16 protein-coding genes are annotated in these 17,821 nt (G+C 62.9%); 7 read left to right on the top strand and 9 right to left on the bottom strand.

Going from position 1 to position 17,821, the window contains the following annotated elements; translation table 11 throughout:
* Positions 1-3 precede the first annotated feature (3 nt).
* From H8K20_RS06045 to H8K20_RS06035, 3 genes are all read right to left on the bottom strand, one after another.
* Positions 4-936, bottom strand: coding sequence for an alpha/beta hydrolase (locus H8K20_RS06045; protein WP_243562550.1), 933 nt, complete (start codon positions 934-936; stop codon positions 4-6).
* Positions 937-991: 55 nt separating this feature from the next.
* Positions 992-1,996 (bottom strand): asparaginase, encoded by a 1,005-nt coding sequence (locus H8K20_RS06040; protein ID WP_186487779.1) that lies wholly within the window; start codon positions 1,994-1,996, stop codon positions 992-994.
* Positions 1,997-2,186: 190 nt separating this feature from the next.
* Positions 2,187-3,794 (bottom strand): amidohydrolase, encoded by a 1,608-nt coding sequence (locus H8K20_RS06035; protein ID WP_341480823.1) that lies wholly within the window; start codon positions 3,792-3,794, stop codon positions 2,187-2,189.
* 273 nt (positions 3,795-4,067) lie between these two features.
* On the opposite strand from H8K20_RS06035, the gene H8K20_RS06030 reads away from it, so the two are divergent.
* Positions 4,068-5,297, top strand: a complete 1,230-nt coding sequence (locus H8K20_RS06030; protein ID WP_186487778.1) for a class I SAM-dependent rRNA methyltransferase — start codon at positions 4,068-4,070, stop codon at positions 5,295-5,297.
* Between the two features lie 215 nt (positions 5,298-5,512).
* Complete coding sequence (locus tag H8K20_RS06025; protein ID WP_105204301.1) at positions 5,513-6,871, top strand: amidohydrolase; 1,359 nt, start codon at positions 5,513-5,515, stop codon at positions 6,869-6,871.
* A gap of 122 nt (positions 6,872-6,993) precedes the next feature.
* On the opposite strand, the gene H8K20_RS06020 is transcribed toward H8K20_RS06025, so the two are convergent.
* The 6 genes from H8K20_RS06020 to H8K20_RS05995 all read right to left on the bottom strand — a co-directional run bounded on the left by H8K20_RS06020 (position 6,994) and on the right by H8K20_RS05995 (position 12,938).
* Entirely contained in the window at positions 6,994-7,722 is a 729-nt protein-coding gene (locus H8K20_RS06020) for an MBL fold metallo-hydrolase (RefSeq protein WP_186487777.1), read from the bottom strand.
* A 231-nt stretch (positions 7,723-7,953) separates the two neighbouring features.
* Positions 7,954-8,475 carry a COG2426 family protein gene (locus H8K20_RS06015; protein ID WP_186487776.1) on the bottom strand — a complete coding sequence of 174 codons (522 nt, stop codon included), beginning with the start codon at positions 8,473-8,475 and terminating at the stop codon, positions 7,954-7,956.
* A 139-nt stretch (positions 8,476-8,614) separates the two neighbouring features.
* Positions 8,615-9,193 carry a DUF3783 domain-containing protein gene (locus H8K20_RS06010; protein ID WP_186487775.1) on the bottom strand — a complete coding sequence of 193 codons (579 nt, stop codon included), beginning with the start codon at positions 9,191-9,193 and terminating at the stop codon, positions 8,615-8,617.
* Between the two features lie 256 nt (positions 9,194-9,449).
* Complete coding sequence (locus H8K20_RS06005) at positions 9,450-10,004, bottom strand: DUF4364 family protein (RefSeq protein WP_105204305.1); 555 nt, start codon at positions 10,002-10,004, stop codon at positions 9,450-9,452.
* 47 nt (positions 10,005-10,051) lie between these two features.
* The gene (locus tag H8K20_RS06000; RefSeq protein WP_186487774.1) at positions 10,052-11,257 is read right to left on the bottom strand and encodes an MFS transporter; all 1,206 of its coding nucleotides are present in this window, start codon (positions 11,255-11,257) and stop codon (positions 10,052-10,054) included.
* A 760-nt stretch (positions 11,258-12,017) separates the two neighbouring features.
* The gene (locus tag H8K20_RS05995) at positions 12,018-12,938 is read right to left on the bottom strand and encodes a S1 RNA-binding domain-containing protein (protein ID WP_105204307.1); all 921 of its coding nucleotides are present in this window, start codon (positions 12,936-12,938) and stop codon (positions 12,018-12,020) included.
* A gap of 261 nt (positions 12,939-13,199) precedes the next feature.
* Here H8K20_RS05995 and H8K20_RS13790 point away from each other — a divergent pair, with 261 nt between their 5' ends.
* The 5 genes from H8K20_RS13790 to H8K20_RS05970 all read left to right on the top strand — a co-directional run bounded on the left by H8K20_RS13790 (position 13,200) and on the right by H8K20_RS05970 (position 17,757).
* Positions 13,200-13,400, top strand: a complete 201-nt coding sequence (locus tag H8K20_RS13790; RefSeq protein ID WP_105204308.1) for a DUF951 domain-containing protein — start codon at positions 13,200-13,202, stop codon at positions 13,398-13,400.
* A 119-nt stretch (positions 13,401-13,519) separates the two neighbouring features.
* Positions 13,520-14,590, top strand: a complete 1,071-nt coding sequence (gene prfA / locus H8K20_RS05985; protein WP_105204309.1) for a peptide chain release factor 1 — start codon at positions 13,520-13,522, stop codon at positions 14,588-14,590.
* Positions 14,591-14,631: 41 nt separating this feature from the next.
* Positions 14,632-15,675: an L-threonylcarbamoyladenylate synthase gene (locus H8K20_RS05980; RefSeq protein ID WP_186487773.1), complete on the top strand. Its 1,044-nt coding sequence runs from the start codon at positions 14,632-14,634 to the stop codon at positions 15,673-15,675.
* Complete coding sequence (gene coaE, locus H8K20_RS05975) at positions 15,668-16,270, top strand: dephospho-CoA kinase (protein WP_186487772.1); 603 nt, start codon at positions 15,668-15,670, stop codon at positions 16,268-16,270. The genes H8K20_RS05980 and coaE overlap by 8 nt, the downstream gene beginning before the upstream one ends.
* A gap of 89 nt (positions 16,271-16,359) precedes the next feature.
* On the top strand, positions 16,360-17,757 hold the full coding sequence (locus H8K20_RS05970; protein ID WP_105204312.1) for an aminopeptidase: 1,398 nt from the start codon (positions 16,360-16,362) through the stop codon (positions 17,755-17,757).
* Positions 17,758-17,821: the final 64 nt, after the last annotated feature.

Raw genomic sequence — 17,821 nt, 5'->3', positions numbered from 1 at the left:
GTGTTACAGCGCCCCGGTATCGGAGAGGAACTCGCCGATGATGCGGTAGCAGTCTTTGACCATGGCAAAGCCCAACGGGAGCGAGAAAAAGCCGTGCAGTGCATCGGGGATGCGCTCGGTGCGCACCCGGGCGCCGAACTGGCTGAGCTTTTGCCCGTAGGCCTCCCCCTCATCGCGCAGAGGGTCGTATTCGGCGGTGATGATGAGCGTGTCGGGCTGGCGGCTCAGATCGCCGCACAAAAGCGGGGCAAAATAGGGGTTTTGAAAGTCGCCTGGCCGCCCGGCGTACAGCTGCAGGTAGTCGTCGACCCGCTTGGAGGTGAGCAGGTAGTCCTGCCCGTTTTCGCGGGTGGAGGCAAACGGAGAGCCCGCCCCGTGGGTGGGGTAGGTGGCCGGGTAGATGAGGATCTGCCGGCGGGGCAGGAACTCGCGCCGGTCGCGGGCCAGCAGGCTGACCGCCGCCGCCAGATTGCCGCCGGCGCTGTCGCCCACCAGCACGATCTCGTCGGGGCTGGTATCGAACAGGCTGTCGTCTAAAAAGATCTCGCGGGTGACCTGATAGCAGTCTTCCAGCCCGGCGGGGAAGGGGTATTCCGGCGCCAGGCGGTAGTCTACCGACACCACGATACAGTTGGTGAGCTGACACATGTCGCGGCAGACCCGGTCGTAACTGTCGATGTTGCCGGTGACCCAGCCGCCGCCGTGGAAAAACACCAACACCCGGTGGCGGCCCACGGTGCGGGGGGTGAAGATGCGCACCGGTACCTGGTGGTCGCCGGCAAAGACCTGGTGGTCCCAGCTGGTGTAATAGGGGCTGGGCACCTTGAGCTTGGGCAGGCTCTTGAGCTGCCGCTCGATCTTATAGCTCTTTTTGATGTCGATATCGGGGTAAGACAGCGCCTTGAGCGCCGCCATCAGCACTTTGTTGATCGCCACGTGTTCTCCCTATACATACGTTATATATACGTCGTTTGGGTGCGCCGAGCTCTGTTCATGTCTCGGCGTACAGTGTATCGAGCCCGACCGGCGCGTGGTAGAGCGCCTGGATGCGGGCGGGGTCGCAGGTCTGCCCCAGTATCCACATCAGCTTGGTCACGGTGGCCTCCAGCGTCATGTCGTAGGATTCGAGCAGACCCAGCTGCCGCTTGGCCAGATGCCCCACCTGGTACACGGCCATATCGCTGCCCTCATAGGGGACCTGGGTGGTCATCACTACCGTTTTGCCCCGACCGGTGAGCTGGGTGAGCGCGGCGGTGAAGTCGCAGCCGGGGTCGGCCGGCAGACCGCCGACGCCAAAGCTCTCGATGATGATGGCGTCGCAGCTGTCGGCCATGGCCAAAAGCAGCTGTGGGCCCATGCCGGGGATGAGTTTAAAAAGGCCCACCCGGCAGCTGAGCTGGTTATAGAACACCGGCCCGCCATCGGGCACCGGCACGGTGAAAAAGCGGGTGATGCGGCCGTCTTGGATGGTGGCCAGGTAGGGGTAATTGATGCTGGAAAAGGCGTTATAGCTCTTGGTGCGCTCTTTGCGGGCGCGGGTGCCCAGGATCACCTTGCCGTCGAAGACGATGACCACCCCGTGGGAGCGGCTGCTGCTGGCATAGCGCAGGCTGTCGAGCAGGTTGGTACGGGCGTCGGTCACGTCGAGATCGATGGGCTTTTGGGCGCCGGTGACCACGATGGGTTTGGGGCTTTTTTGGATGAGATAGCTCAGTGCGGCGGCGGTATAGGCCATCGTGTCGGTGCCGTGGCAGACGACGAAGCCGTCGTAGCGCTGGTAGTGCTCGCGGATGGCGCCCACGATCTGCAGCCAGTGGTGCGGCTGCATGTTGGTGCTGTCGAGATTTAATAGCGGCAGCGTGTCTACCCGGCAAAATTCGCGGTGGGCAGGGACGTAGCCCAGCAGGTCATCTGGCCCTATCTGCGGGGCCAGCCCCTGACTGGTCTTGACCGAGGCGATGGTGCCGCCGGTGGAGATGAGCAGGATGTTGCGCAAGATACCCCTCTTTTCTGTATACATACTGTGCCCATTGTAACACATTTGTCGGCGGCTGCAAACGGCGAAAAAGGTCAGCAAAAAGGCGGGGGCGGCCGTGACCGTCCCCGCCCGGTAGAGCGGGGGGCGCCCGAGGGGAGAAAAAGGGCACCGAAAAAGGGGCTTGAGCTGAGCGGCAAACGCCGGGAAACTAGTGTTTTTGGTACACCCACCGGCCCTCTTTGCAGGTGGCCAGCACCTGCAGGCGGCGCAGTTCATCGCCGGGCAGCTGCAGCGGGTCTTGGCTGAGGATGACCATATCGGCCAGTTTGCCCGGGGCCAGCGTGCCTTTTTGGCGCTCCTCAAAATACTGGTAGGCGGCGTTTTTGGTGATGCCCTCCAGCGCCTGGTAGGTGCTGAGCTTTTGGTCGGGGCCCAGCACGACGCCGGCGCGGGTGGTGCGGTTGACCGCGCACCACAGGGTGTCTATCATGTCCGGCGGCAGCACCGGGGTATCCTGGTGAAAGGTGTAGACGACCCCGTTTTCGATGGCCGAGACGGCGGGGGTGATATGCCCGGCGCGGGCGGGCCCCAGATTTTTCAGGTGCACGTCGCCCCAGTAGTAGGTGTGGGCGGTGAAAAACGAGGCGATCATGCCCAGCGGGGCCATTTGGGCCAGCTGGTCGTCGCGCACCGTCTGGGCGTGGATCATCACCGGGCGGGTGGGGCAGGACTTTTGCCCCAGCACGGCCTGGAAGGCCTCGATATACTGCTGGGAGGCGGCGTCGCCGTTGCAGTGGCACAACAGCTGACGGCCGTCGTCGAGACTTTTTTGCACCAGCCGGCGCACCTGCTCGTCGGTGTGGATGGGGTAGCCGCAGTAGTGCCCGTCCCCGCCCAGATAAGGGGCCGACAGCCAGGCGGTGCGGCCCTGGGGAGAGCCGTCTAAAAAGATCTTGTACCCGCCCAGGCGCAGGTGGTGGCGGTAGCCGCCGCTATAGGCGGGGGTCTGGGCCAATAAGTCGGGGAAATTTGCCAGGTCTACATAGCCCACCACGTCCAGTTTGAGCTGCTGCCTTTCGGCCAGCAGGCGCAGCAGCGCCAGTTCTTTTTGGCCGGTCATGCCGTCCTGGGCGGTGGTGATGCCGTTTTGCAGGTAGATCTCCTGCCCGCGCAGCAGGCTGCCCACCAGCAGGTCTGCCGCGGGCGGGGGGACGGCGGCGCCGGCGGCGGTAAAGGCGCGCTCCTCCATATAGCCGCTGAGCTGGCCGTCGGCGGTGCGCCCGTAGAGACCGCCTTCGGGGTCGGGTGTGGCGGCGGTGAGACCCATGGCGGCCAGCGCGGCGGAGTTGGCGGCCCCCATATGCCCGGAGGCGTGGGAGATGAGGACGGGCACTGTGTACGAGACCTGATCGAGCAGCTGACGGGTGGGATGGGCCGCGCCCGGCAGCAGATTGTTGTCGTAGCCGAAGCCCACCACCCAGCCGCCGTCGGCCGGCGGGTGCTGCTGCAGAAAACGGCGCAGCCGATCGACGATCTCGCCGGGGCTGGCGCTGCCGGTCAGGTCGCAGGAGGTGAGGGCTGTGCCCAGCGTGGTGAAGTGGCTGTGGGGGTCGATAAAGCCGGGCAGCAGGCAGTGGCCCTGCAGGTCGACCTGCCGACAGTCGCCGGCGAGGACCGTGAGCTCCTCCAGACTGCCGACGGCCAATATCTTGCCGCCCTGCTCCAGCAGCGCATGGCGGGGGACCGGGTCTTCCATCGTGAGGATCGGCCCGCCGAAATACAGTGTTTTTGTCGTGTTCTCTCTCAATCTGCTCACCTTTTTCTCGTCTTGGTAGGGGCTCTGCGCCGCCTGTCGCCTGTTGCCTGTTGCATTTGTGAACTGGCCGGGGAGGCGCACCTTGCCCCCGGCGGTAGGGAATAATGGTCTACTGGCAGTTTCGCCGCTGAAAAAAGAGCGTATGCAACTGCCCGATAAATATAGTATACTATAATCGTGCCGCCAAAAAAGCGGCGAAATGTGAACAGTGAACAGTGGACAAAACACCGGCGGGGGCAAACGCCGCCGGCGGAGCATAAAAGGAGCGACCCCATGATGAAGACCCGCGACCTGCCCGGCGTGCAGCTGAGCAAAAAAGGCACCCAGTGGGTGCAAAACGGCCACCCCTGGGTGTACGAGACCGAGGTGACCGCCACCACCGGCAGCTGTGTGGACGGTGAGCTGGCCGATGTGTTCTCGGCCAAAGGCAGCTATTTGGGCACCGGATTTTATAACAGCCACTCGAAGATCAGGGTGCGCATCGTCTCGCGCAACCGCAACGACACCTTTGACGACGCCTTTTGGGCCCGGCGGCTGCGCTACTGCTGGGAGTACCGCAAGACGGTGATGGGGCACCAGGCGAGCTGCTGCCGGCTGATTTTTGGGGAGGCCGACCAGTTCCCCGGACTGACGGTAGACCGCTTTGGCGACGTGCTGGTGTGTCAGGTGCTGAGTTTGGGTATCGAGCGCATCAAGCACCGGCTGCTGCCGCTGCTGGTGGAGGTGCTGCGCCAGGATGGACAGGTCATCCACGCGGTGTACGAGCGGGACGACGTGGCCATTCGCCAGTTGGAGGGGATGGAGCAAAAGACCGGCTACTTTCCCATCGACGGGGAGGTGCGGCCGCCGGATGACCGGGTGCAGATCGTGGAGAATGGGCTGCACTACACGGTGGATATTGCCGGCGGACAAAAGACCGGCTTTTTTTTAGACCAGAAGTTTAACCGCCAGGCGGTGGCCCGCTACGCAGCCGGCAAGCGGGTGCTGGACTGCTTTACCCACACCGGCTCGTTTGGCATGAACGCGGCCATGGGCGGGGCCTGCCACGTGACCTCGGTGGATATATCGCAGCAGGCAGTGGAGATGGCCAGAGAGAACGTGCATCAAAACGGGCTGGATGAGCGGGTGGACCTGGTGTGCGCCAACGTGTTTGACCTGCTCACCGAGCTGAGCGCCGCCAAGTGCCGCGACTACGATTTTGTGATCCTCGACCCGCCGGCGTTTACCAAGTCGCGCGCCACGGTAAAGCAGGCCTACCGGGGGTATAAGGATATCAACCTGCGGGCCATGAAGCTGCTGCCCCGGGGCGGATACCTGGCCACCTGCTCCTGTTCGCATTTTATGGGGGAGGGGCTGTTTCGCAAGATGCTCACCGAGGCTGCCCGCGACGCCGGGGTGAGCCTGCGACAGATCGAGTGCCGCCAGCAGTCGCCCGACCACCCCATCCTCTACGGGGTGCCGGAGACCGATTACCTGAAGTTCTTTATTTTCCAGGTGGTGTGAGCAGTGGGCGCGCCCCGAAGTGCCGGCCAGCCTAGCTGTTGTGACGGGGGTCGACCGGCGCTTGCTTTTTGAGCATATACTACAAAAAAATGCGGTGCAGCAGGGGGAAAATGCCGGTATTGCGCGCGGTATCTTTTCGGCGACCGGGGTGCAGTGGTATAGTAGAAATATGATAGGCATTTAAACTGCTAAACCAAAAAGAGGAGACTGTACATATGGACAAGATCGAACAAAAGATCATCGAGACCATCGAGCAGAACCGCGAGAAGATCGTGGAGTTCGGGCGGGACATCTGGCACCACGCCGAGCTGGGTTACCGCGAGTTCCGCACGGCAGAGAAATTTAACGCCCTGCTCAAAGAGCTGGGGATGCAGGTGGACGAGGAGCTGGCCATCACCGGCGCCAAGGGCTACTTAAAACCCAAGGGAAGCGAGGGCCCCACCGTGGCGGTCATCGGCGAGCTGGACGCGCTGCCCATCGCCAACCACAAGGACACCAACCCCGAGACCGGCGCCGCCCACTGCTGCGGCCACCACGCCCAGCTGACGGCCACCATCGGCGCGGCGCTGGCGCTGAGCGTGCCGGAGGTAAAGGAGGCGCTGGGGGGTAATGTGGTGTTCATGTCGGCCCCGTCGGAGGAGTTTGTGGACATCGACTACAAAAACGGCCTGCGCAAAGAGGGAAAAGCCCGCTACGGCGGCGGCAAATGCGAGCTCATCCGCATTGGCGCCTTTGAGGATATCGATGTGGCGCTGGGCCACCACAGCGATACCGACAATTCGAATGACGCCATCATCATGAACTGCTCGTCGAACGTGTTCGTCAACAAGACGGTGAAATTTAAGGGCAGAAAGGCCCATGCCGCCGGTTTCCCCCACAAAGGCGTAGACGCGCTCAACGCCGCCGAGCTGGCGCTGCACGGTATCGCCCTGCAGCGGGAGAGCTTCCGCGACGCCGACACGGTGCGCTGCCACGGCTATTACCTGAAAGGCGGCGACGCGGTGAACATCATCGCCGACGACGTGGTGCTGGAGTACTGCGTACGCGCCAAGACCATGGAGGCAGTTATCGACGCCAACGCCAAGGTGGACCGCTGCTTTAAGGCCGGGGCCATCGCCACCGGCTGCGGGGTGGAGATCGAGACGCTGCCGGGCTACTTCTCGACCCAGCCCTGCCCGGACGTGTCGGCGCTGGAGGCGGCGCTGGCTGCTGCCGGCGAGAAAAAGCCGCTGCGGGTAAAAGAGGTGCCGGCCAGCGCACATATCACCGGCTCCACCGATTTTGGCGATGTATCGGCCATCATGCCGCTGATCCAGTTTTACACCACCGGCCTGACCGGTGAGCTGCACAACAACAATGTGGAAGTGGTGGATGAGGATATCGCCTACATTTTGCCGGCCAAGCTGTTTGCCCTGACTGCCTACCACCTGCTCAAAGACGGCGCTGCCGGCGCCAAGCACCTGGTGGACATCTATGAGCCCAAGCTGACCCGCGAGACCTATGTGGATTACATGGAGAAGATGCTGGGCACCACCACCGTGGAGATGGACCCGCTGCCGATCTTAGAGGATTAGTTTTTACATCTGCAAGACACATAGAAGATAAATAGAGCGCCCCGACCAGCTGCTGGTCGGGGCGCTTTTATCGTGGGCAAAATATGTGGTGGGCAGCGGCATTTGTTGCCAGGGGCTCGGTCTTAGCGCGGGGGACCGCCGACCTCGCCCAGCAGGGCGGCGCTGCCCCAGCGGTAGAGGCGGCACTTATCGCCGATGGGAGAACCGGCGGGCAGCTGGTGGGGCGGCAGCTCTCGCGAGAGGTAGCGCTGGGTACAGCCGATGAGATCGCCCAGCACGCCGGCCGAGACGGGACAGCTGCCGTGGGCGGGGAGGACGGTATCGAAGCTGCCGGCCAGGTGATACAGCCGCTGCAGGCTAAACAGGTAGCGCCCCGGCTCGCGCCCGGGGCCGAAGAGATAGACCGGCTCGGTCTGCAGGGTGTCGCCGCTGATGAGAAAGCGCTTCTGGCGCTCGAGCAGAGCGATGCTGCCGGGGGTGTGTCCGGGCAGGTGGAGGACTTGAAAGCGATATTTACCGGCGGTGAGCGTATCCCCGTCTGACAGGAACGTCACGGTGAGCGACCGGGTAGACACACGGCTCTGAAAGCGGGGCAGGTCGCCGCGGTGTAAGAGGACCCGCTGGAAAGCGGCTGTGCCGCCGATATGATCGGGGTCGGCGTGGGTATGCACCACGGTGACCGGCAGCGGGGTGACCGCGCGCACCGCGGCGGCAATATCACCGCGGCCAAAACCGGTGTCGATGAGCAGTGCCCGCCGGGTATCGATAAGCAAAAAGCAGCGCACCCCCGGCTCTTGCAGCACAAAAAAGTCGTCGTACAGTTGGGTGATGGCAAAGCCGCCAACAGTCACCGAGAACACCTCCCAGTAAAGACAGTGACCGGCCGATGTCCGCCGGCCCGACGGGGGCAGACATCGGCGTCGCAAACAGCCGTTTATACAGTTTTATTATAGGCGCTTGGGGGCGTGGGCACAAGCGTTGGCGGCTATATAGGGAGTGGCCGCCCGACGAAAAAGACATAAAAAGAGCCGCCCCGTGTGGCGGGGGCGGCCCGAAAGCGTTTTCTTGACAGGCAGGTGCTGCTACAGCACCCCGGGATGGAACAGTTTGCCAAAAAAGTTGGCGATATGTACCAGCAGGCCGTAGGTGCCCAGCGTGGTGAACAGCCCGGACAGGATGACCCCGCCAAACAGCGCCCACAGGCTCTGCCGTCGGTCGAGCCCGGCCAGGTTGGCGATGAGACAGCCGGCCCAGATGCCGATGCCGGTAAAGGGCAGGGAGGTGATGAGCAGCAGTGCCAGCCAGCCGTGCTTGGCGAAAAATTGTTGATGGCTGTCTAAAAACTGGTCGATCTTGCGCATGGGACCGCTAAAAAAGCGGGAGTTGTGGGCCCAGACACGTATTTTTTCGCCGCTGCCCAGCAAGAACGGCACCGGCAGGATGGCGCCGGCGCTGCTGGTAAAAAACGACAGATACCACTTTAGGTTCATCGTGGCGCCCAACATGATAGAGCCCTTGTTCTCGCAAAACGGCGTCAGCGACACCAGAAATACAAACAGGTTGCGCCCCAGCGTACCCAGGCCCGAGACCAGCGATTCCACCATTGCACACACGCCTCCATCTACATCCGCGACCGCAGGTTGCTGCCGACTGGACAGGCTGCTGATCGTCGATGCATCATTATAGCACTTGTGCCGATATTTGTAAAGAAAAACTGTACAGGCCTCACAGTTTGTGACCAGCCTATAGACCGGCCTGCAGACTGGCCAGCTCGTCGGCCATCTGCTGCAAAAGGCGGGTGTGCGCCTCGGCCCCGTCTTCGGGCGGCCGAGTGTTTAAAAGAGTCTCGGCCCGGGCCAGGGGCTCGGTCCAGCTCTCGGGCTGGGGAGAGACGGCTCGCAGCGCCTTATAGCGCCCCTGCAGGGCAAAGTAGGCGTTCATCAGCTGGTGCTCGCGGCCGATCTCGCCGGCCAGGCGGCAGAGCGGCCAGCGCTGGTTTTGGGGCGTGACCACCGCCTTGAGGTCGACTTGCAGGTCGTGCTCGCGCATGGCCTGCAGCAGTTTGTCCATCCGCGGGCGCTCGAGCCCCTGCATCAGCATGAGCGGGGCGGCAGGCGGCACGGCGTCGTCGCCGGTGACTGCCACGCCGGGGGCGCCGGTGAACACCTGGGCCACTGTGCGGCCGAAATCATCGGCGGTGAGCTGCCGGCAGTTGATGCGCAGGCTCTGCAGCAGGCGGGGCAGTGGAGCGCCGGCAAAATCGTCGGCGCCGGTGTCGGGCAGATATAAAAGTACCAGTTCTCGCTGTGTTCTCGCACGCATAGGGTATCCCTCCACTTATCGATCTCTGCCTATCAGTATGCACCAAAAAAACCGGCGGTACAAGCCCGGGCGCCCAAAGCAGCACACTTTTTTTGACCGGGCGGCAGTTCTCGCGCCGGGGGAGATCACCGCCCGCCGCCCGTACGGGCGATACCGGCTTTTGGTGGGCCGGGGCGCGGCGGAGAGATATGCCCGACGGCACGAAAAAAGCGCAGCAATCGCTGCGCCGGAAGGTATGGGGAGCAGTGGGCCGGTGCTAATCGGCAAAGTCGTCGCCGGTGAGCAAAAACAGATTATACTGGTACAGCCGCTGGGGATCCTGCAAAAAATTGTCGCGGATGCGCTGGGCCTGGGCCTTGGTGGGGGCAAAGATGGAGACGGCGAATAAATCGGTGCCGATATCCAGCACGCTGCAGCGCACCACATACCCGTCGGACACCTTGAGGATGCGCACATCGGTCTCGCTCTGACGGCGCAAGAGCTCCATCTGCCGGCCCAGCAGCTCCTCGGCCTTTTCGCGCACCGAGAGCGGCACCTGGGCGGCCAGGAGCTCGGCCGAGTCGCGGGCGCCTTGGCCGAGCAGCAGCAGATCGCCCTGGACGCGCAGCTGCCCGCCATCGATGAGCGCACCGATGGCCGAGGTGAGCTCGAAGTAGTTGGCGATCCCCTCGACGGTGAGACTGTCGACCAGCAGCTTTTGCGGCACGCCGGTGGGGTGCTGGCCGCACAGGTGGCACAAGAGCACCTTGATCTCGGTGGTGGTGGTGAGTCCGCCGGGTTCGGTCCCGTGGATAAATGCACTGTTTTCCATGAAAGCATGGCTCCTTTGCTACGATAGTGCGGTGGGGGCGCTGGCGGTCACACCACCGAGCCCCGGCGCTTTTTCATCAGCCGCGCCAGCAAGAGCAGGCAGATGATGGCCAAAAAGCCGATAGAGAGCAGGATCTTGTAGCCCCAGTCCATGCCCAGGGCGGTGTTTACTTTGCCCATGCCCAGCTGCAAGAGACTGCTGACCATGGGGCAAATGGCCAGGATGGCCCCCGAGGCCACCCCCGAGTCGTCGCCGAACACCCGCAGTGCAGCGGCGATGAGGGTGGGCCAGAGCAGCGCCAGCGGCAGCCCCGAGATGGGGATGAGCCACACCCCGCTGCCGCCGATGATGAATGCGGCGGCGTGGATGAGCAGCGCGGCCACCACACAGCAGACCAGCGTGCGGATGTAGCCGACCTTTTCGATAAGGGAGCCCAGCAGCAGCCGTGAGGCTGAAAACAGCAAAAAGAACAGAGACAGGAAGGTGGCGCCGGTGGTGGTGGGATCGAACCCGTGCACATCTTGCAGGTAGAAGATGCCCCAGGAGGAGGGGGCCATCTCGATCATGGAGATAAAGCCCAGCGACAGCCCGAACAGCCAGACCATCGGCTCGCGCAGGGCCCCTTTGAGGGTCATGGCTGCTTTGGGCGGCGGCGCATCTTCACTGTTGACCGGCGGCGGTGGAGCGGCGGGCATCTTTAAAAAAAGCAGTGCGGCAAAGCTGCCGAGCATCAGGGCCAGGATCACTAAAAACACCTGCCGCCAGCCCATACCCAGCGTCTGCATACAGAGCCTGGAAAACATGGGGCCAATGGTGGAGCCCAGCCCGTAAAAGCCGTGGAAGAGATTCATCATCACCGCCAGCTTGCCGGCGAAAATGACCGCCGACATAGCGTTGGAGCCCACGTTGTAAAAGCTGTAGCCCACCCGGTAGATCATAAACGACAGCGTGACGAACAGGAAACTGGGCGAAAAAAAGACCGAGACCATACAGGCGGCCATGAGCAGAAAGCTGGCGAGCACAGTGGCTTTGGGCCCGCGGCGGCCGACGAACATGCTGCCGCAAAAAGCCGCCCCCACCGAAGTGAGCGAGGTGAAGAACATGAACATGCCCTGCGCGCTGTAGTCGGTGCCGAACTCGGCTTTCATTAGGGGCATGGTGACGCTGCGCACGCTGTCTACCATGCCTAAAAAGCCCATCGAGATAAAGAGCAGGGCAATGAGCCCTACCCGATGCCACTTGCTTTTTGCCATATGTGATCCTCTCTCAAAAGCGGGCGGCCGCCCCGATCGCCGCAGGGGGCAGGCGCCCAGACCGACCCGCTCGCGCCGCGCGAAAGGGGTAAAAAACAGTCGAACGAACTATTTTCTATAGTACGATAGAAAACGGCAAAAGTAAAGATGGCAAATGCGTACAAAAAGCGGCAGACCTATCGGTGAGAATGCACGTGCCGGAAAAGGGACGGCGGCGGGCCCGGCAGCGCGGGAGAAAACCGCTTTTGTGGGACAGCGCAGACTGACCGATATACCATAAATTGGAAGTGCTTTGTGCGCAGAGGCAGCCGGATGAAGGAGGGATCGGCTGGTTGACTGCTGCGGGGCGAGGCGGCCCGGGCACGACACGGCAAGAGATGAGCAGATGGCTCAGGCGAGCCGGGGGTGCTATGTGTGCCAGGTGGGTCGGGTAGGTCGAGTGGGCGGGCGATCATCTAGAAAGACGGGTACAGCAGTTTGGCGGGGGAGAGAAAGCCCCGTTAAATAAAGACGGCCGAAAGCGACTGTGCGGCCTACGGAGAGCCGGACGGGGGAATACTGAATACCGGCGGACTGGTGGGACCGGGTCGCGCAGATCGGTGCTGGGCGGGGGCAGACGGTATGTATGCCAATAGCTGAGGATGGCAGAGCGAACAGCGAACAGAGACGAAAAAGGAGAGAGCTTGTACCTTTTTGGCGGGTATAAAAAGGGCAGAACGGCGGACCTGCTGCCCATTTTTATAAAAGAGAAAAAGAACGGTCAAAACTGGGTGTGTACCTGCTTGAGACAGCCGGCGGGGGAGTAGCAGAACTGATCCATGTGGCTGCCGGTAAAATAGTAGCGCAATTTTTCCCGCGGGGCGGGTGCGGGGGAGAGCGTATCGATGATGATGAGTTTGATCTTCATCTTCTCGGGGATGATGCTCTTGATGTATACCGATACCCGGTCGCCCACCTGCACGTCGTCTTTGAGCTCGGCCAGACCGGCCAGATTGGGCCGCAGCTCGACGAATACGCCGTAGTTCTCGATCGAGCGCACCGTGCCGAATACCGTGTCGCCGGCGGAAAAATCGGCGGCGTTTTGCTCCCAGCTGCCCAGGAGCTCTTTGTGGGAGAGCGTGATGCGGCCCAGCTGGTCGCGGCCGGTGACCACCACCCGGATGTGCTGGCCGGGGTAAAAGCGATCTTTGGGGTGGGAGATGCGCGAGACCGAGATGCAGTCGATGGGCAGCAGCGAGACGATGCCGCAGCCGATGTCGACGAACACGCCGAACGGCTCGAAGTGGGTGATGACGGCGTCGATGACGTCGCCGGGGACCAGCGCATCTAAAAACTCCTGCTGACAGCGCAGCTGTACCTGCCGCCGCGAGAGCAGCGCCCGGTACTGGCCGCCGGTAGTTTTTTGCAGCTCGGTGACGGCAAAGCAGACGCTGCGCCCCACCCGGGTGATGACCGATATCTCCCGCACGCGGCCGCAGTCGGCGCCGATGGCGCTCTCGGCGAAGGGCAGCACCCCCTGCGCGGCCCCCAGATCTAAAAGCAGGTTGTAGGCGCTGTCGCATTTGAGCACCGGGCCCTCGAAGATGGCGCCGGTATCGATGGCGTCGGTGATTTGGGAGAGGGAGGAAAAGGTGCCGACCTCGCGGGCGCCGGGCGTTCCCTCCGGTGAAAATCTATCCAATTTTTTCCCTCCTTGTAATTTTACTCTGACGTTGATGGCTCAAAAAAGGCGCCCACAGCGCCCGCCACGCGTTTAATCTATCTGTATGTGGGCGACGGCTGCATTATGCGGCGCGGCGCCGGCGCCAGCGGCGGCAAAAGCGGGGCCCTGCCGGTTGCGCTGCGGCCAAAAAGCGGGTATAATATACCAGTTAGGCGGCCTGTTTTTGGCAGGTGCCGCCCAAGAGAGCATTGCCTTTGGGCAGAAAGGGGCAGTATAGGCGTGGACGTACAAGTGGGCGACAAGCTCATCATGAAAAAAAACCACCCCTGTGGCTGTAACGAGTTTTGGGTCCGCCGGGTGGGCATGGATTTTAAGATCGAGTGTGCCGGCTGCGGCCATCTGGTGATGGTACCCCGGGCCAAGGTGGAAAAGAACATCAAAAAGATCCTGCGGGAAGAGAGCCAGGACCACGAGTACTAGCTGCCGGCAACAGGTGGTGGCCCCGCCTGTTGCCGCCCGCGAGAAGAGGGCCGGGCAGAGACTATGAGCCCCCGCCCGGCCGCGATATACGAGATGATCTTTACTGTGAGGAGACCCGGATGTTTGATAAATTAGAGGCCGCCCAGGAGCGGTATGAACAGATAAACGAGATGCTGATGGACCCGGCGGTCATCGGCGACCAGGACCGCTACCGCGATCTGATGAAAGAGTACAAAAACCTGACCCCTATCGTGGAGAAGTTCAAGGAGTACACCGCCGCCAAAAATGACCAGGAAGAGGCGCGGACCATGCTGGACGAGGGGGGGCTGGACGCCGACTTTAAAGAGATGGTGCAGGAGCAGCTGGAGGACGCCAAGGCGCGGCTGGCGGTGCTGTCGGAAGAGCTGCGGGTGCTGCTTTTACCCCGCGACCCCAACGACGACAAAAACGTCATCATCGAGATACGGGGCGGCGCCGGCGGCGACGAGGCGGCGCTGTTTGCCGGCAGCCTGTACCGCATGTATACCATGTACGCCGAGAGCCGCGGCTGGAAGACCGAGATCCTGTCGCAGAGCGAGACCGAGCTGGGCGGCTTTAAAGAGGTGAGCTTTCTCATCACCGGTGACGGGGCGTTTTCGCGCTTTAAATACGAGAGCGGCGTGCACCGGGTGCAGCGTGTGCCGGAGACCGAGACCCAGGGCCGCATCCACACCTCGACGGTGACGGTGGCGGTGCTGCCCGAGGCCGAGGAGGTGGACATCGATATAAACCCCACCGACCTGCAGATCGACACCTACCGCGCCAGCGGCGCCGGCGGCCAGCATGTAAACAAGACCGAGTCGGCCATCCGCATCACCCACCTGCCCACCGGGCTGGTGGTGGAGTGTCAGGACGAGCGCAGCCAGTTTAAAAATAAGGATAAGGCTATGAAGGTGCTGCGCTCGCGGCTGCTGGAGCAAAAGCAGCGCGCCCAGGAGGACGAGATCGCCGCTGAGCGCCGCAGCCAGGTGGGCACCGGCGACCGCTCGGAGCGCATCCGCACCTATAACTTCCCCCAGGGGCGGGTGACCGATCACCGCATCGGCCTGACGCTGTACAAGTTAGACAGCATTTTAAACGGTTCGCTGGATGAGCTGACCGACGCCCTGATCACCTACGACCAGGCCGAGAAGCTGAAATCTGCCGGTTGAGCGTGCAGACAGCGTGCATATAATAAAGAAGGCAGAGAGCTATGCAGCAAAAACACACGGTACATTTTACCGTAAACGACATAAGTACCGACCGGGCCGATCTCGAGGCTGCCGCTGACCTGCTGGCCGCCGGAGGGCTGGTGGCCATCCCCACCGAGACGGTGTACGGGCTGGGGGCCAGCATCTATTTTGACGATGCGGTGCGGGGCATTTTTGCCGCCAAGGGCCGCCCCCAGGACAACCCGCTCATCGTCCATGTGGACACGGTGGAGATGGCCAAAACGCTGTATGATGGCTGGCCGTCGGCGGCCCAGAAACTGGCCGACGCCTTTTGGCCCGGCCCGCTGACCATCATCTACAAAAAGAGCGATAGAGTCTCGTCCATCGTGAGCGGGGGGCTTTCCACGGTGGCGGTGCGCATGCCGGTGCACCCGGTGGCCCACGCGCTCATCAGCCTGTCGGGCCAGCCCATCGCCGCGCCGTCGGCCAACCTGTCGGGTTCGCCCAGCCCCACCACCGCCCGCCACGTAGTGGCCGATTTAGAGGGCCGGGTGGACGGGATCGTCTTGTCGGGCGACTGCCAGGTGGGGGTGGAGTCGACGGTGGTATCCATCGATGGGCCGCGGCCCTGCCTGCTGCGGCCCGGCGCGGTGACCCCCCAGCAGCTGCGGCAGGTGCTGGGCGAGATCGATATCTCGCCGGCGGTGCTGTCGGCCCTAAAAGAGGGGCAGACAGCCCAGTCGCCGGGCATGAAGTACAAGCACTACGCCCCCAAGGCGCAGGTGTACATTTTGGGGGGCGGCTTTGACAGCTACCGCGATTTTGTGGCCGCCCACGCCGGTCCCGGCGTGTTTGCGCTGTGTTTTTCCGGCGAGGAGCAGCGGCTGCCGGTCCCCTGTGTGACCTATGGCGCGCAGGACGACCCCGACAGCCAGGCGGCGCGGCTGTTTACCGCGCTGCGGGAGCTGGACGAGCGCGGCGCTAAAACGGTATACGCCCGCGCCCCGCAAAAGGACGGCGTGTCGCTGGCGGTGTATAACCGGCTGCTGCGAGCGGCGGCTTTTCGGGTGCAGCAGCTTGGCTAGCGCCGGGCGGGCGGTCATCGGCCTGACCGGGCCCACCGGGGCGGGCAAGTCTACCCTGGCGGCGCATCTGCGGTCGGTCGGCTGCGCGGTGATCGACTGCGACCGCTTTGCCAGGCAGGTGATGGACGGCGACCCGGACTGCGTAGCGGCTATAGACGCCGCTTTTCCCGGCTGCGTGCAGGGGGGTGCCATCGACCGGCGGGCGCTGGGGGCCAAGGTGTTTGCCGACCCGGCGGCGCTGGCGGTGCTGGACAGCATCGTCAACCCGCGCATCGTGGCAGCGCTGCGGGCCGAGGTGGAGCGCGCCGATAAAGCGCTGTTTTTAGACGGCGCGACGCTGATCCAGAGCGGGGCAGTGGACCTGTGCGACCGGCTGCTGGTGCTGCTGGCGCCGGCTGGGACCCGCACCGGGCGCATTGCCGGGCGCGACGGGCTCACCGATACGGCGGCCGGCCAGCGAGTGGCCAGCCAGCCGGATGATCTCTACTACCTGCGCGCGGCCGACTTTGCCCTGTATAACGGCGGGACCCGGCGGCAGCTCTGTGCCGCCGCCGACGCGCTGCTGGCAGAGATACTGCCCGGCGGGTGCCGGTAAAAGACCTGCTTTTGTGCCGCACGGGCAGCTTTACACTGATTATAAATCGAGAGAACGCCCCATCATCTATGACAGAGGAGGTACCAGATATGAACGAGATGACAAATGGCCAGCTGTTGGCCAAAGAACTGCTGATACAGGAGAAAAATTGCGGTGAGGTGCTCAGCCAGGAAGAGCTGTACCAGGCCGACTTGTTCTGCGAGAGGTACAAGGACTTTTTGGATGTGGCCAAGACCGAGCGGGAGGCGGCCACCGCCGCGGTGGCGCTGCTGGCGGAAAACGGCTACCAGTCGTTCGTGCGGGGCGGCAGCTACGCCCCCGGCGACAAGGTGTATTTGTGCAACCGGGGCAAGGCGGTCATTGCGGCCACCATCGGCCGCCAGCCCCTGAACATGGGGGTACACATCGCCGCGGCGCACATCGACTCGCCCCGGCTGGACTTAAAGCCCCGGCCGCTCTATGAGTCGAGTGAGCTGGCGCTGTTCAAGACCCACTACTACGGCGGCATTAAAAAGTACCAGTGGACCGCTATCCCGCTGGCGCTGCACGGCGTGATCGTGAAGGCCGGCGGCGAGGTGGTGCGGGTGAATATCGGCGAGCAGGAGGGGGACCCCATCTTCTGCGTCACCGACCTGCTGCCCCACCTGGCCGGCGAGCAGCTCAAGCGCAACCTCAACGAGGGGATCAAGGGCGAGGAGCTCAATATCCTCATCGGCAGCCGCCCCTTTAAAGACGACAAGGCAGCGGAGAAGGTGAAGCTCAACATCATGCAGCTGCTGGCCCAGAAATACGGCGTAAAAGAGGCGGATTTTCTCTCGGCCGAGCTGGAGATGGTGCCGGCCTGGAAAGCCCGCGACGTGGGCTTTGACCGCAGCATGATCGGCGCTTACGGCCACGATGACCGGGTGTGCGCCTACACCGCCCTGCGGGCCGAGATAGACGCCAAAGACCCCACGTATACCACGGTGACCATTTTGGCCGACAAGGAAGAGGTGGGCAGCGACGGCAACACCGGCCTAAACTCCTCCTACCTGCGCTACTTTATTCAGGACCTGGCCGCCTGCTTTGGCCTGACCGGCCGCGAGGTGCTCTCGGCCTCTAAGTGCCTGTCGGCCGACGTGAACGCCGCCTTTGACCCCACCTTCCCCGACGTCAACGAGCCGCTGAACACCGCCTATATCGGCCGCGGGGTGGTGGTGACCAAGTACACCGGCGCCCGCGGTAAGGGGGGCACCTCCGACGCCTCGGCCGAATTTGTGGCCACTGTGCGGGATATGCTGGATAAAGACGAAGTGGTGTGGCAGATGGGCGAATTGGGCAAGGTGGACGCCGGCGGCGGCGGAACGGTGGCCATGTATATCGCCAACCTCAATGTGGACGTGGTAGATGTTGGGGTGCCGGTGCTGTCGATGCACGCGCCGCTGGAAGTGGTCGCTAAGACCGACGTGTATATGGCCTACCGGGCGTTTGAGTCGTTCTTTAAATAGAGGATAAGCGTACGCAGTCTGCCGCTGACCGGCCCGGTGTGTGTGACCGAGCGGGGCGAGGCAG

This window comes from Neobittarella massiliensis (ex Bilen et al. 2018) (assembly GCF_014269355.1).
GTDB classification, from domain to species: Bacteria; Bacillota; Clostridia; order Oscillospirales; family Ruminococcaceae; genus Neobittarella; species Neobittarella massiliensis.
The sequence above is the reverse complement of the archived record's forward strand: the minus strand, read 5'-3'. Positions and strand labels throughout refer to the sequence as shown.

What these genes read in the sequence shown, in the direction of transcription:
- H8K20_RS06030 (WP_186487778.1), top strand. Translation starts at nt 4,068, where the DNA reads ATGATGAAGACCCGCGACCTGCCCGGCGTGCAGCTGAGCAAAAAAGGC.
- H8K20_RS06025 (WP_105204301.1), top strand. Translation starts at nt 5,513, where the DNA reads ATGGACAAGATCGAACAAAAGATCATCGAGACCATCGAGCAGAACCGC.
- H8K20_RS06015 (WP_186487776.1), bottom strand. Translation starts at nt 8,475, where the DNA reads ATGGTGGAATCGCTGGTCTCGGGCCTGGGTACGCTGGGGCGCAACCTG.
- H8K20_RS06010 (WP_186487775.1), bottom strand. Translation starts at nt 9,193, where the DNA reads ATGCGTGCGAGAACACAGCGAGAACTGGTACTTTTATATCTGCCCGAC.
- H8K20_RS06005 (WP_105204305.1), bottom strand. Translation starts at nt 10,004, where the DNA reads ATGGAAAACAGTGCATTTATCCACGGGACCGAACCCGGCGGACTCACC.
- H8K20_RS06000 (WP_186487774.1), bottom strand. Translation starts at nt 11,257, where the DNA reads ATGGCAAAAAGCAAGTGGCATCGGGTAGGGCTCATTGCCCTGCTCTTT.
- prfA (WP_105204309.1), top strand. Translation starts at nt 13,520, where the DNA reads ATGTTTGATAAATTAGAGGCCGCCCAGGAGCGGTATGAACAGATAAAC.
- H8K20_RS05980 (WP_186487773.1), top strand. Translation starts at nt 14,632, where the DNA reads ATGCAGCAAAAACACACGGTACATTTTACCGTAAACGACATAAGTACC.
- H8K20_RS05970 (WP_105204312.1), top strand. Translation starts at nt 16,360, where the DNA reads ATGAACGAGATGACAAATGGCCAGCTGTTGGCCAAAGAACTGCTGATA.